We start from the raw sequence: 15203 nt of genomic DNA on the forward strand, positions 1-15203 counted from the left end.
ATAAAGTGTGGAAGAATAATGTGATTTTAACCGCAAAGGGCACAAAGAAAAAACGCAAGGTTCGCAAAGAATAATAAACTTTGCGAACCTTGCGTAAATCTTAGCGCTCTTAGCGGTTAAATATTCAAAAAGTATTTAAAAACAAAAAACCCGAATATTGCTATTCGGGTTTCGTGGTACCTCCAGGGATCGAACCAGGGACACATGGATTTTCAGTCCATTGCTCTACCATCTGAGCTAAGGTACCGTCTTGTGCTTAATGCGGGTGCAAAGATAGAATCATTTTTCGTTTATCCAAAACATTTTTTTAAAAAAATCAATTCGTATCTTCGCAATGGTAAAAAAATAGGTATGATTTTAACTGTTGATGTTGGAAATACACGAATTAAAGCGGCTGTATTTGAGAGAGATAATATGTTTGAAAATTTTATTTTTGAGAAAAACGATCTCGAAAAAAAAATTAAAGAAATTTTAGAAAAATTTCCAAATTGCTCAGATTTGGTTGTCGCTTCTGTCGGAAATGTCGAAAAACAGTCTTTTTTGGCTTTCGAAAATCAACTGAATGTTCATTTTTTTACACATGAAGACATTTTTCCTTTTCATAATAAATATGCAACTCCAAAAACGCTCGGAATAGATAGAATGATTTTGGCGGCGGGCGCAACTTTGCAGTTTCCTAAAAAAAACAGATTAGTAATCGACGCGGGAACTTGCATTACCTACGATTTTATCGACGAAAATGACAATTATTTGGGTGGTGCAATTTCGCCCGGACTTAGATTGCGATATGAATCTTTACATCAATTCACCGCCAAACTGCCTTTGCTGACTTTTGAAGAGCCACAAAATTATGTAGGAAACTCGACTCAACAAGCCATACATTCGGGAGTTGTCAATGGGTTCGTCTATGAGATCGACGGTTTTATCGATGAATATCGAGCAGAGTTTTCAAATTTTATAATAATTTTAACGGGAGGTGATGCAGATTTTTTGGCTAAACGATTAAAAAATACCATATTTGCCAATTCAAATTTCCTTTTAGAAAGTTTGAACCAAACATTTCAATATAAAATCGACAATGATTAAAAAAATTATAATAAGTGCTTGTTTACTTATCTCGTTCGTTTCATTTGCTCAGCAAGGTACAGCTTCACCATATTCTTTCTACGGAATTGGAGATGCAAGATTCAAAGGTACTCTAGAAAACAGATCTATGGCTGGGGTTTCAATAGAGCAGGATAGTATTCACTTGAATGTTGATAACCCTTCAAGTTATGCTAGTTTAAGACAAACTACATTTACAGTGGGCGGAAGTTTTGGTACAGCTACATTAAAAAACTCTGACCATTCAGAAAAAGCGCAAAGAGCGACTTTTGATTATTTGGCAGTAGGAATCCCGATGGGGAAGTTTGGAGCAGCTTTTGGTTTGGTTCCATTATCGTCTGTTGGATATAAAATCATCAATGATAATACTGCTACAGAAGGAGCAACAAGCAATCAGTTCCAAGGAAAAGGTGGCGTTAATAAAGTGTTTTTTGGTTTAGGTTATAAAATTAGACCAAATTGGAATATTGGAGCAGATGTTCAGTATAATTTTGGATCAATAAACACATCAAGTGTTGAGGCAATTACTGGGGTGCAAAATACAACTACAGAAACAAATGAATCTGATTTGTCAGGTGCAAATTTTAATGTTGGGACAATGTATCAAACCAAGATCGATAAAAAAATGATGTTGTTTACTAGTTTAAATTACACTTTTGCAAGTACGCTAAATGCCAGTAATACAAGGGTCATATCTGTAAGTACAGATCCAGATCCAATTATTGCTGATCCAGTTGAGGCAAAAATAAAACTTGGAGGTAAAATGACCCTTGGAGCGGGAGTTGGTATTCCGAGAAAATGGCTTGTTGGTACAACACTTGCTTTTCAAGGTAGCGGACAATATGAGAATTATTATAATTCGAGCGATGATGTTCGATATGAGAAATATTCAAAATATGCACTTGGAGGTTATTATATTCCTAATTATACTTCATTTACAAGTTATTTCAGCAGAGTTACTTATAGAGCTGGTTTGAAATATGAAAAAACAGGATTGGTAATAAACAATCAAGAAATAAATGATGTTGGAATGACTTTAGGAGCTGGTTTCCCTATTACAGGTTCTTTTTCAAACGTAAACGTTGGAATTGAATTTGGAAAAAGAGGTACAACTTCTGCAGGTTTGATTCAAGAGAATTATTTGAACTTTAGTGCAAGTTTCTCTTTCAACGACAAATGGTTTAGACAGCGTAAAATTGAGTAATACCTAAGTTATATTTTTCTAAGCTCATTACAATTTACTACTTTTGGCAAATGAATTTACCAAAAAGATATACTATAGCCGTTGTCACAGTTTTTGCTGTGACACTGTTTTTTGGATGCGAAAGTAATTTCAAGGAAGTGCAAAGAAGTAATTTTGCAGAATTTGTTCCAGGAAGCGATGCTGATACGGTAAATATAAAATACACTGATTCCGGGCGTATAACAGGTGTTTTGATTAGTCCAAAAATGTTGGATTATTCAAATCTGGAATTTCCTTTTACAGATTTCCCAAAAGGAATTGATGTTACTTTATATGACAAAAAACAAAAACGTACTTTTATTAAATCAAATTACGCAGTTTCATATAAAGAAACTGGAATTATTGATTTGCAAGGAAATGTAAAAATAACTTCGGAAACGGGGCAAATGTTGGAGACCGAACAGCTTTATTTCGATCAAAAAAACGAATGGTTTTATACCGAGCGAAAATTTAAGCTTACAGATGCCAAAGGAGTATCGACAGGTCAGGGAATAGATTTTAGTAAAGATTTTAAAATGATCAATTCGCAACGTATAAGTGGTGAAATTGAATCAAACGAATAAAAATTATGGGTTATTTAAAATACACACAATACGTTTATATTGCATTTGCAGTTTACTTTATATATGACGGAGTTGCAAAATTGAATGAAGGCAATGAGTCTTACGCTTTAAGTTTTGTAATTGCCGGAATGGCTGTGTTTATGTTTTTCTTTAGAAGAAAATTTGTCAAGAAATTTGACGATCGTAACAAAAAACAATAAAAATGGAGATTAGTATTATAATATTGTGTTTAATACTATCTGCTTTTTTTTCGGGAATGGAAATCGCGTTTATTTCCTCCAATAAAATTTATCTTGAAATTGAGAAAAAACAAGATAATTTTTTATCAAAAATCCTAACAAGGCTTACTCAAAATCCATCAAAATTTATTGCCGCAATGCTTATTGGCAATAATGTAGCATTAGTTATTTATGGCTTTTACATGGGGGATTTAATTCTCGAATGTATGGTGAGCTTGGGATTTCATTTTTCAGATTTGACAAGTCTGTTGATTCAAACTGCGCTTTCGACTTTCATTGTTTTGATAACGGCAGAATTTCTTCCGAAAGTGTTCTTTCAAATCTACGCCAATTCATTAGTCAAGTTTTTTGCTTTTCCGGCTTATCTTTTTTATAAGCTATTTTATTACGTCTCAACTTTTTTCATTTGGATCTCCGATTTTGTCTTAAAGAAATTTTTTAAGACCGAAGGCGATCAGGTGCAATTGTACTTTAGTAAGGTTGAATTAGGGAATTATATCACGGAGCAAATGAATGCAGTTGAAGATGATGAAGAAGTAGATTCTGAAATTCAGATTTTTCAAAATGCATTAGAATTTTCGGGTGTAAAAGCACGCGATATCATGACGCCTCGCACAGAAATTGTCGATATTGATTTGTTTGATAGTGTTTCAGATCTAAAAGCGCTTTTTATAGAAACAGGTTATTCAAAAATAATTGTAAGTCAAAATTCGCTTGATGATATTGTAGGTTATGTGCATTCTTTTGATTTGTTCAAAAAACCGTCCACAATAAAATCTGTTTTAATGACAGTTGAATTTGTTCCGGAAACCATTTTGATAAAAGACGCTTTGAATCTTCTTATAAAAAAAAGAAAAAATGTTGCAGTTGTTCTTGATGAATACGGAGGAACATCTGGAATTATTACAATAGAAGATATTGTCGAAGAACTTTTTGGTGAAATTGAAGACGAGCATGATCTTGATGAAGAGCTGATTGAACAGGAATTGGGAGACGGAAAGTATTTGTTTTCTGCCCGATTGGATGTAGAGTATTTAAATGAAGCCTATAAACTAGAAATTCCAGAAGAAGATTCATATGGAACATTAGGAGGTTTTATAGTCAACTCGACTAAGAAAATTCCACAAAAAGGAGACGAAATTGTAATCGATAACTACCATTTTGTGATCGAAGAGGCAACAAATAAGAAAATTGAATTGGTGAAAATGTCCATAAAAGACTGATTTTTTTCAATAATTAAAAAAATTGTGCAAAATAAAACGCTAGTTGTATTGTTATTAACTAGATAATTGTATTTTCGCAAACTGAATATAAAATTAACGATAATAAAAATGGCAGTTTTAGCAAAAATTAGACAACGTTCCGCTTTATTGATAGGAGTTATTGCACTTGCATTATTAGCATTTATAATACAAGATCTATTTACAAGAGGGACATTTAGTCAAAGTTCAAAAGATGTGGGAAGCATCGACGGAAAAGATATTTCATTTGAAGACTTTAGAGTTAAAGTTAGCAATGTTGAAAAAAGTGGTCAAGGAATTACTTCCACTGAAGCTGCAAACAGAGTTTGGGATCAAGAGGTTTCAATCGCATTATTATCTGCTCAATTTGAGAAATTAGGATTAAGAGTAGGTGAAAAACATTTGATTGAAGTTTTAAAAGCAGATCCAAATATTGGTAAAAATCCAATGTTTTTAAACGCAGCAGGAATTTTTGATGTTGTAAAATTCAAAGAATACTTCAAAACTAATCCTGAAGCAGCTCAATACATTTCTCAAAAAGAAAAAGATGCTGAGTTGAATGCAAAATTCCAAATCTACAACACATTAATCAAATCTGGACTTTACACAACTGCTAGTGAAGGAAAGTTGAAATATGAAATGGAAGCAAACAAAGTAAACTTTAGTTATGCTGCAGCTTTATATTCTTCTATTAAAGATAGCGAAGTGAAAATCTCTGATGATGAGATTGTAGAATATATGAAGAAAAACGAGAAGAAATTCAAAGCTGATGAAACTCGTGAAATTCAATACGTTTTAGTTGAAGACAAAGCTTCAAAAGAAGATGAAGCTGAAATTAAAGCTAAAATCACAGGATTGTTGAGCGGAAGTGTTGTGTACAATGCTAAAACTGGTAAAAACGATACTGTGCCAGGATTTAAAAATGCTACAAACATTGCTGAATTTGTAAACTCAAATTCTGATGTTCCTTACGATTCAACTTATGTTCCTAAAAATGCTTTGCCAGCTGTTGATGCTGACAAATTATTCAGCTTGCCTGCTGGAGCAATCTACGGACCATACGTTTATGGAAAATATTATGCTATCTCTAAATCTTTAGGATTTAAAGCTGGTGTTAATGCAAAAGCTAGTCATATCTTAATTGGTTACGAAGGATCTCAAACGCCTAACCAAAAAGAAAAAAGAACTAAAGAAGAGGCAAAAGCTAAAGCTGAAGAAATTTTAGCTCAAGTTCAAGCTAACCCAGATAGTTTCATGATGCTTGCTTTTACAAGCTCTGATGATTCATCTGCACAACAAGGTGGAGATTTAGGATATTTTGGTCAAGGCCAAATGGTAAAACCATTCAATGATTTTGTATTCAGCAACGGAATTGGTAAAGTTGGATTAGTTGAAACTCCATTCGGATTTCATATCATCAAAATTACTGACAAGCAAGACGGTATTCGTTTAGCTACAATTGCTCAAAAAATTGAGCCATCTGAAGCTACTTCTGATAAAGTATTTACATTGGCTACTAAATTTGAAATGGAAGCGGCTGATAAAGATTTTGCTGCTACAGCAAAAGAATTAGGATTAAAAATTGCTGCTCCTGTAACTGCTAAAGCTATGGATGAAGCGTTTGGTCCTCTAGGAAACCAACGTAACATTATCAGATGGGCATTTGACAAAGAAACTAGCATTGGTGATGTTAAGCGTTTTGAATTAGCTAATATTGGACACGTAATTGCTCAATACAAAAGCGAAAACAAATCTGGTTTAGTATCTGTATCTTTAGCTAGACCTTATGTTGAGTCAATCTTGAAAAACAAGAAAAAAGCTGAAATGTTAAAAGCTAAATTAACTGGTTCAACAATCGAAGCTGTAGCTAAGAGTGCTGGTGTAGCAGTTCAACAAGCAACTAACGTTACTATGGAAAATCCTGTTTTGCCAGGTGGAGTTGGACAAGAGCCTAAAGTTGTTGGAAATGCATTTGCTTTAGCTGCAAACAAAATTTCTGCTCCAATTGAAGGAAACACTGGAGTTTATGTAGTGAAAAACGTAAGCACAGTTAAAGCTCCTGCAATTGCAAATCATGCAGAATATGTAGCTAAATTAAAAGCTCAAAGTGCTTCTGACGCAGGTAGAGTTTTACCAGCTTTGAAAAGCAATGCTAAAATCGAAGATAACAGATTACAATTTAACTACTAGTTTTAGAAGTTAAATCCAAAATATAAGCCCGAAACATTCTAAATGTTTCGGGTTTTTTATTTCAGAAAATTAAAGAAATATTCAAATTTGTAATCCATATTGCCTGTTTTTTTGTAAGTTATATAGGAATAATAGAAATATAATTTAAAAAATTTTGGTTATTAGAATTATTGCATTTAATTTGTTAAAATTTTTATTTAAACAGAATTAATTTTATTCGTACGATATTTAAAAATAGTGAGACAAAATGAATAAGTACTTTAATAATCAGATAGTTAATGTTTTCTGCATTTAAGCTTTTTAGAAGAAAACCCAGGGTGTATTCCAAAATAGAGAATCATATTTACGGGATAATTATTGAGCTTTTGAAAGTAAGCAGCACTGACATCAATGTTGATGAATTGGGTGGTAAATACTACTTAAGCAATGAGGAACAACATTTTAAAGTTACTATATTGAGCAATGATTATGTAATCAGGTTAACGAATACACGCGATTCGGTTGCTGAAAAATATGATAAAGGATTTGTTGAGGATGTTTTAAAGGCTGTAAAAGAAGAAAAACACCGTCGAATGGAACTTGTCTATGATTCTATCAATAGTAGTATTGAAAAAATGGCTGAGCGTCTTCATAATACATTAATCGAATCTAACGAAATAGAAAATCAGAAGGTTCGTCATCTTCAATCTGAACCTGCTGAGGATAAAAAAGTAAATTCTTGAAATTTATAAAATCATTTCTTCGTAGGTAAGAATGGTTGGGTATCCTTTTGAAAGGAAATAATCTTTTGGGTTTTCTTTGGAAATAACCATTACAAAATCTCCTCCCCAAGCACCAAGACTTTTAATTGTCCCATTAAAATCAGGAAAAACCTTTTCTTTAATGGTGCTAATTTCAAGAATATTGCTCAAATGATTTTCGTGTCTTTGGATTTCATGAGCAAATTCTTTTAATGTTTTGGCGTGAAGAATTGCATTGGTGATTTTATTGTTTTCGGCAACACTTTTGGCTAAATTCTGATCTTTGTGTTTGTTGTAAGCATGAATCGCGGTTTTGCTATTTTGCTTTTTATTGAGGTAAACAAAATAGATGCCTTCAGTGAAATTAGGATTGAAAGCTACAGGCTCAACCGTATTGTTTTCTATTTTATAAAGAATTGGCGTGTCGTTTTGTGCGCATGCAATGTCATAACCGCTTCCGCCAAAACTATTTCGCAACAAAGTAAAAGCATTGATTTTCGTCCATTGCGCAATATTGTTGATCAAAGTTGAAGAAGTGCCCAATCCCCAGTTTCTAGGGAAAGTCAGATTTGTAGTGATTTTATATCCTTCGGAATTATTGATAAAATCGGGATTTAATGAATAAGCCTCGTGAAGAATATTGATTAATGTGGTTTTTACAGTTTCGATTTTTGAATCTACATTATTGATAATTTCGTCAAATGTAATGGTGTTTTCAAACCAAAGTGTGTTGTCAAAATCATAGCTTTTCCAATCGATGATTTTGTCTTTTGCATTTTCCACAATTAAGTTCTGTCCAAATTTAGTTGGCAAAGCAAAAGCATCTGCACCGTCTAAAACTAAATATTCTCCAGAAATGAATAATTTCCCGTTACTGTAAAAGGTTGTTGGCATACTTCAATTTTAAAATAAATTCCAATATTTTATCCCGAAGTATCGGGACCAAATTCCTATTATCGTTGGAATTTGGAATTTTATTTGGAAGCTATATTTTTTTAGGAATTCTAATGTGTTTTATTTTCTTAAATTTTCGATAAACTCAACTACAGCGCTGTGAGAAACGGCAGTTTTTTTGAAGTGCGCTTTTATTAACTGGCGCTCTTCATGAGTTGCTTCAAACTGATTGATGATGTTGTTAAGATGCATTTTCATGTGTCCTTCTTGAATTCCGGTCGTTGTAAGTGAGCGCAATGCTGCAAAATTTTGTGCCAATCCGGCAACGGCAGTAATTTCCATCAACTCTGTTGCTGAAGGCTTTTCAAGGATTTCTAAACATAATTTCACCATCGGATGCAACGAAGTCAATCCGCCAACAGTTCCTAAAGCTAAAGGAATTTCCATCCAAAAAGAAAAAATTCCGTTTTCGATTTTTGCATGCGATAAACTAGAATATTGTCCGTTTCTTGATGCGTAAGCGTGAACTCCGGCTTCAATAGCTCTAAAGTCGTTTCCAGTTGCTAAAACAACGGCATCAACACCATTCATAATTCCTTTGTTGTGCGTAACGGCTCTAAATGGCTCTACTTCGGCAATTTGGACAGCTTGAACAAAACGTTCTGCAAATTCCTGTGGATTCGTAATATGTTTTTCTGACAAATCCTCAATTGGACATGAAACTTCGGCTCGTACAAGACAATGCGGAACATAATTCGATAAAATGCTCATAATTACTTGCAGGGTATCTTCTTCTGAAAACAAATCCGAATTTTGGAATTCCTCTTTTAAAGTTGTAGCAAATTGTTCTAAACATGAATTGATGAAATTGGCGCCCATGCTGTCTTTGGTTTCAAAAGTAGCATGAAGCTGAAAGTAATTTTCAAGTAGATTTCTTTTGTCTTTTAAATGTATATCCAAAATTCCACCACCACGCTGTTGCATGTTTTTGGTGATGTTTTGTGTTTCGGAGAAAAATTTAGATTTTATTTCGTCAAAGAAAGTATGAAGTTTTTCGGCATTTCCTTTGAAGGTAAAATGAACTTGACCTATTTTTTCGGTATTGATTATCGTGGTTTTGAAACCACCACGTGTTGACCAGAACTTGGCAGCTTTTGAGGCTGCAGCAACAACGGAGCTTTCTTCAATTGCCATCGGAATTGTTTTGTATTTTCCGTTTATCAGAAAATTAGGTGCAACTCCAAGAGGAATGTATAAATTGGTAATTGTGTTTTCGATAAATTCGTCATGAAGCTGTTGAAGCTTTTCATCTGAATTCCAGTAATTTCTTATAATATTTAGCGCCTCTTCGGGTGTAGAAAAATATTCGTTGGCGATCCAATTAATTTTTTCTTTTTTGGATAATTTAGAAAATCCGGAAACAGCGTTGTTCATTCTCAATGTATTAAATAATATTGTGTGCACAAAGATACTATTTTAAGAGTTTTGATTGCAATCTATTTCATACATGAAAGTACGCAATCGTTATTTTTTTTAACATTTAACACTTAAAATGTGTATTATGTTTATTTTTTTTACTAAAATTGGGCTCTTTTTATATTTAAAATAATTATAATGAATACAAGTAAATTTACTGCAGTACTTTTATTTTTAACTGCGGTTGTTTTTGGACAGCAGAAAATAACTGTCGAAAACATTTTTGGAGGTACATTTAAAGCTAAAGGAATGGACCAAATGCAATCCTTAAAAAATACTAATCAATATACTGTTTTAAATGTCGATCAGGCAAGCAGAAGTATGCAGGTTGATTTGTACGATTTTGCAACTTTAAAAAAAGTATCAAATTTAATTGATACAAAAAACTTCAAAGAACTTGCAGACGGAATAGATGGCTATACTTTTGACGCTTCTGAAAAAAAGATGCTAATCGCTTGTAATTCAAACAAGATTTTCCGTCACTCTTTTACTGCTGATTATTTTCTTTATGATATCGCAGGAAAAACTTTGACAAAATTGGTTGATTCTCAAATTCAGGAGCCAACTTTTTCACCTGACGGAACAAAAATTGCTTACGCAAAACAAAATAACCTTTATATCTATGATGTTGCTTCAAAAAAAGCGACTGCAGTTACAACTGACGGAAAGAAAAATGCCATTATTAATGGTATAACTGACTGGGTTTATGAAGAAGAATTTGCATTCGTGCGGGCATTTGACTGGAGCAAGGACAGTAAAAAACTAGCTTATATTCGTTTTGACGAAAGCCAGGTTCCAGAGTTTTCAATGTCAATCTTTCATAAAGATTTGTATCCAACAATTGAAACATTCAAATATCCTAAAGCAGGAGAGAAAAATTCAGTAGTTTCATTACATATTTATGATGCTGCAGGAAATACTTCTAAAAAAGTTGATTTAGGAAACTACAATGATTTCTACATTGCTAGAATGCAATGGACAAATGATAATAATGTGTTATCAGCACAGGTTTTAAATCGCCACCAAGATAATTTAGATTTGTTGTTTATTGATGGAACTACAGCCGCTGCAAAAGTAGTTTTGAACGAAAAAGACAAAGCTTATGTTGATGTTACAGATAATCTGACTTTCTTGAAAGACAACAGTTTTATCTGGACAAGCGAAAAAGACGGATTCAATCATATTTATGTTTATGATAAAACCGGAAAACTTAAAAATCAAGTCACAAAAGGAAACTGGGAAGTTACTAATTACTACGGTTTCGACGAAAAAACAAAAACTATCTTCTACCAATCTACAGAAAATGGTTCTATAAACAGAGCAGTTTACCGTATTTCATTAGACGGAAAAAACAAAACAGCTTTAACTACTAAAATTGGAACAAACACTGCAACTTTTAGTCCGAATTTCCAATTCTTCATCAATACATATTCTAGTGCTTCTCAGCCAACAATTTATACTTTGAACGAAGCAAAATCTGGTAAAGAAATTCAGATTATTGAAAACAATCAAGCTCTTGCAGATAAACTGAAAGGATATGATCTTCCGGCAAAAGAATTTTTTGTTTTGAAAACAGCCAAAGGAAACGAATTGAATGCGTGGATTATGAAGCCAAAAGATTTTGATGCTTCAAAAAAATATCCAGTTTTCATGATTCAGTATTCTGGTCCAGGATCACAACAAGTTGTAAACGGATGGGGAAGTTCAAACGAATATTGGTTTATGATGCTTACACAACAAGGTTACATTGTGGCTTGTGTGGATGGAAGAGGAACAGGGTATAAAGGTGCTGCTTTCAAAAAAGTAACGCAATTACAGTTAGGTAAATATGAGGTTGAAGATCAAATCGATGCTGCAAAAGTAATTGGTTCATATCCTTATGTTGATGCTTCAAGAATTGGTATTTGGGGATGGAGTTATGGCGGATTTATGGCTTCTAACTGTATTTTCCAAGGAAATGATGTTTTCAAAATGGCAATTGCAGTTGCGCCGGTTACAAACTGGAGATTCTACGACAGTGTTTATACAGAAAGATACATGCAGACTCCACAAGAAAATGCAAGTGGATATGATCAAAACTCACCGATAAACCATGTTGAAAAATTAAAAGAAAAGTTTTTATTGATTCACGGTTCGGCTGATGACAATGTTCACGTGCAAAATTCAATGCAAATGATGGAAGCTTTGATTCAAGCAAACAAACAGTTTGATTCTCAAATTTACCCAGATAAAGATCACGGTATTTATGGCGGAAAAACAAGAGTACAGCTGTACACTAAAATGACTAACTTTATCAAAGAAAATTTATAATCTACAAATATTAACCTAAAAAATAATGACTAATATGGGAGAAACTCAAGTAAAAACTGCGCATCCAAAAGGGCTTTGGGTATTGTTTGGAACGGAGATGTGGGAGCGATTCAATTTTTATGGAATGCGAGCTTTATTGACTTTATTTCTTGTAAACTCATTATTAATGAAGGAAGAGGAAGCGTCATTAATTTATGGAGGTTTTCTTGGGCTTTGTTATTTGACTCCAATGCTTGGAGGGTTCATCGCTGACCGTTTTTTAGGAAACAGAAATTGTATTCTTTTAGGGGGATTATTGATGGCAACAGGACAAATGTTGTTGTTTACCAGCGGAAGCGTTTTTGAATCTAACTTAGATTTAGCAAAAACGATCATGTATTGCGGATTAGGGGTTATTGTTTTTGGTAATGGATTTTTCAAGCCGAACATTTCGAGTATGGTCGGGAGTTTGTATCCAAAACAGGAAAAAACAAAATTAGATACTGCATTTACTATTTTTTACATGGGTATCAATATTGGTGCTTTCTTGGGGCAGTCAATCTGTCCATTATTGGGAGATGTTAAAGATGCAGGTGGAATTAGAGATATTCACGCTTTTAGATGGGGCTTTATGGCAGCATCAGCGGCGATGCTTATTGGGACTATTTTGTTTTACTTCTTAAAAAACAAATATGTAGTTTCTCCAGAAGGAAGGCCATTAGGCGGACTACCATCTAAAAATGTTGCAGCAGATTTTGAAGAAGGAGAAGCACAACAAGCAAATTTCTCTTCTAAATCTTTGGTTATTGCAGGAATCGCATTCGTTGCATTAGGATTCTTTTTTCACTATGTAGTAGGTCAGAATTTAATTTATACCTTGATTTATTCAAGTGGTTTAGCGTTGGCAGGATTGATCATTTCAGATAAATCTTTGACAAAAGTAGAGCGCGATAGAATCTTTGTAATTTACATTGTTTCGTTCTTTATTATCTTTTTTTGGGCGGCTTTTGAGCAAGCAGGTTCTTCATTGACTTTTATTGCAGATAATCAAACAGATCGTCATTTCTTTGGTTGGCAAATGCCGCCTTCAATGGTTCAAATTTTCAACGGACTTTTTGTTGTGGTAATGGCCGTGCCTTTCAGTATTCTTTGGGACTTTTTAAGAGCTAGAGATAAAGAACCTATTTCTCCAGTGAAATTAGCTGCTGGATTGGTTATTATTTCGATAAGTTTCTTCATGATTGCTACTCAAGTTTCGTATATCGGAACTACAGGGTTATTGTTGGTTAAATGGTTGATTTTATTATATTTCCTAAATACTTGTGCAGAGTTATGTTTGTCTCCAATTGGATTATCGTTGGTAGGTAAATTATCTCCAAAACGTTTTGCGTCTTTATTATATGGAGTATTTTTCTTGTCTAATGCTTCAGGATATGCATTAGGAGGAACTTTAGGGTCAATTTTGCCTGCAACCGGTGATAAATTTGCAAAAGCAAAAGAATTAGGAATTGATCTTCATGCCGTTTTAAACAAAACAATTACGCCTACTGCTGAGCAATTAGCTTTGTTGGACAAACACCAAATTAGTGCTGAAAACCCAATTTTTGCCGGATTTGAAATTCATAATTTATATGAATTCTTTATGGTGTTTGTGGTTTTGACAGGTATTGCGGCAATATTATTATTTGCTTTGACTCCAATTTTAAAGAAAATGATGCACGGAGTTAGATAATTAGAATGGAGAAGAATATTACATTAGAAGAAATTCAAAATTTTAAAGGCAAGTACCCAAAGCAATTGTGGTACTTGTTTTTGGTTGAAATGTGGGAGCGTTTTTGCTTCTACGGAATGAGAGGGGTTTTAGCGTTTTTTATGGTTGACCAATTGGGTTTGCTTGAAGGAAAAGCAAATCTTCAATACGGTGCCATTCAGGCGTTTGTTTATGCATTTACATTTATCGGCGGAATTTTTGCTGATAAAATTTTAGGATTCAAAAAATCACTTCTTTTTGGAGGAATCATTATGATTTTGGGGAATTTGCTGATCGCAGCTTCTCCACATGATTTCTTTTACTACGGAATAACGCTTTCTATTATCGGAACAGGTTTCTTCAAGCCAAATGTTTCGTCAATGGTTGGTGAATTGTATCATGAAGAGGATGGAAGAAGAGATGCTGGTTACGGATTATTCTACGCTGGAATCAATATTGGCGGAATGTTGGGCGGAGCTATTCCTATTTATTTAGGGAAAAACTATTCTTGGAGCTTATGTTTCTTGTCTTCAGCAATTGTTATGATTATTGGAGTCGTGACATTTTTATTGACTAAAAAACATTTGGCGCCAATTGGAAATTCTCCTCTGGCAGATGCTTTGCCTTCAAAAAGAAAAATGTACGAAATCGCAGTTTATGTAGGATCATTGTTAGCCATTCCTTTAATATATATTATGGTGATCAACTCTGATTTTACAGATTATTTCATGTACACAATTGGTGCTATTGCAGTTGGTTATTTTATATTTGAACTGGTAATGATTAAAGACAGAAATCAGCAATATAAATTACTAGCGGCATTTATCTTTATTTTTGGGTATTTTATGTTTATGGCAATTTCAGAGCAATCTGGAGGGTCGTTGTCATTATTTGCAAAAGATAATTTGACTAACAGTTTATTGTTTTTTCATATCGATCCAAATGTCGTAAATAATAGTATAAATTCTTTGTATGTAATTATCTTTAGCCCGCTTGTTGGTTTTCTTTGGATATTTATGGGTAAGAAAAAAATTGAGCCAAATACCGTAATTAAATTTGGATTCTCATTTGTTTTATTGGCAATAGGATTTTTTATTTTCTACAGTGCAAGATTTTTTGTTAATCCCGAAGGACTAAGTTCTTTAAATCTTTTTGCATTAGGATATTTAGTTTACACGCTAGGTGAATTGTGTATCGGGCCAATTGGAATGTCGGTAATTACAAAACTGGCGCCAAAACGTTTATTCGGAATGATGATGGGGCTTTGGTTCTTATCAAGTGCTTTTGGGCAATTGGCGGCAGGGAAACTTGGGTCAGAAATGTCAGATGCAAATACAGGAACTACTTTAATGTCTAAACTTATCGCTTATACAGATGGATATTATCAATTAGCGGTATATTCTTTAATTGCTGGTATCGTTTTGATAGTGTCAACTACTTTGATCAAAAAATTAATGCAAGAAGTAAAATAGAT

12 protein-coding genes and 1 tRNA gene are annotated in these 15203 nt (G+C 33.5%); 10 read left to right on the forward strand and 3 right to left on the reverse strand.

Features of this window, described 5'->3' with window-relative positions; all coding sequences use genetic code 11:
- Positions 1-174 precede the first annotated feature (174 nt).
- Positions 175-247 (reverse strand) — tRNA-Phe (locus tag EYY60_RS17800).
- A gap of 104 nt (positions 248-351) precedes the next feature.
- Here EYY60_RS17800 and EYY60_RS17805 point away from each other — a divergent pair.
- From EYY60_RS17805 to EYY60_RS17835, 7 genes are all read left to right on the forward strand, one after another.
- The gene (locus tag EYY60_RS17805; RefSeq protein ID WP_132990646.1) at positions 352-1086 is read left to right on the forward strand and encodes a type III pantothenate kinase; all 735 of its coding nucleotides are present in this window, start codon (positions 352-354) and stop codon (positions 1084-1086) included.
- Positions 1079-2308 (forward strand): hypothetical protein, encoded by a 1230-nt coding sequence (locus EYY60_RS17810; RefSeq protein ID WP_132990647.1) that lies wholly within the window; start codon positions 1079-1081, stop codon positions 2306-2308. Before EYY60_RS17805 ends, EYY60_RS17810 begins: the two co-directional genes overlap by 8 nt.
- Before the next feature lie 50 nt (positions 2309-2358).
- A complete protein-coding gene (gene lptC / locus EYY60_RS17815; RefSeq protein WP_132990648.1) occupies positions 2359-2910 on the forward strand; it encodes an LPS export ABC transporter periplasmic protein LptC in 552 nt (183 codons plus the stop codon).
- A gap of 5 nt (positions 2911-2915) precedes the next feature.
- On the forward strand, positions 2916-3110 hold the full coding sequence (locus EYY60_RS17820) for a hypothetical protein (protein WP_132990649.1): 195 nt from the start codon (positions 2916-2918) through the stop codon (positions 3108-3110).
- A gap of 2 nt (positions 3111-3112) precedes the next feature.
- Positions 3113-4372 carry a hemolysin family protein gene (locus tag EYY60_RS17825; RefSeq protein ID WP_132990650.1) on the forward strand — a complete coding sequence of 420 codons (1260 nt, stop codon included), beginning with the start codon at positions 3113-3115 and terminating at the stop codon, positions 4370-4372.
- Between the two features lie 108 nt (positions 4373-4480).
- Entirely contained in the window at positions 4481-6580 is a 2100-nt protein-coding gene (locus tag EYY60_RS17830) for a peptidylprolyl isomerase (RefSeq protein WP_132990651.1), read from the forward strand.
- A gap of 317 nt (positions 6581-6897) precedes the next feature.
- On the forward strand, positions 6898-7302 hold the full coding sequence (locus tag EYY60_RS17835) for a hypothetical protein (protein ID WP_235832356.1): 405 nt from the start codon (positions 6898-6900) through the stop codon (positions 7300-7302).
- A 3-nt stretch (positions 7303-7305) separates the two neighbouring features.
- Here the strand turns inward: EYY60_RS17835 and EYY60_RS17840 are convergent, their stop codons facing one another.
- Entirely contained in the window at positions 7306-8214 is a 909-nt protein-coding gene (locus tag EYY60_RS17840) for a GYDIA family GHMP kinase (protein WP_132990653.1), read from the reverse strand.
- 120 nt (positions 8215-8334) lie between these two features.
- Positions 8335-9648: a hydroxymethylglutaryl-CoA reductase, degradative gene (locus tag EYY60_RS17845; RefSeq protein WP_132990865.1), complete on the reverse strand. Its 1314-nt coding sequence runs from the start codon at positions 9646-9648 to the stop codon at positions 8335-8337.
- Between the two features lie 180 nt (positions 9649-9828).
- On the opposite strand from EYY60_RS17845, the gene EYY60_RS17850 reads away from it, so the two are divergent.
- The 3 genes from EYY60_RS17850 to EYY60_RS17860 are packed head-to-tail and all read left to right on the forward strand — an operon-like array spanning position 9829 to position 15201.
- A complete protein-coding gene (locus EYY60_RS17850) occupies positions 9829-12000 on the forward strand; it encodes a S9 family peptidase (RefSeq protein ID WP_132990654.1) in 2172 nt (723 codons plus the stop codon).
- Positions 12001-12034: 34 nt separating this feature from the next.
- Complete coding sequence (locus EYY60_RS17855; protein WP_132990866.1) at positions 12035-13711, forward strand: peptide MFS transporter; 1677 nt, start codon at positions 12035-12037, stop codon at positions 13709-13711.
- Between the two features lie 5 nt (positions 13712-13716).
- Positions 13717-15201, forward strand: coding sequence for a peptide MFS transporter (locus tag EYY60_RS17860; RefSeq protein WP_132990655.1), 1485 nt, complete (start codon positions 13717-13719; stop codon positions 15199-15201).
- The last annotated feature ends 2 nt before the right edge of the window (positions 15202-15203 follow it).

The sequence above is a fragment of the Flavobacterium zhairuonense genome, assembly GCF_004352915.1.
GTDB classification, from domain to species: domain Bacteria; phylum Bacteroidota; class Bacteroidia; order Flavobacteriales; family Flavobacteriaceae; genus Flavobacterium; species Flavobacterium zhairuonense.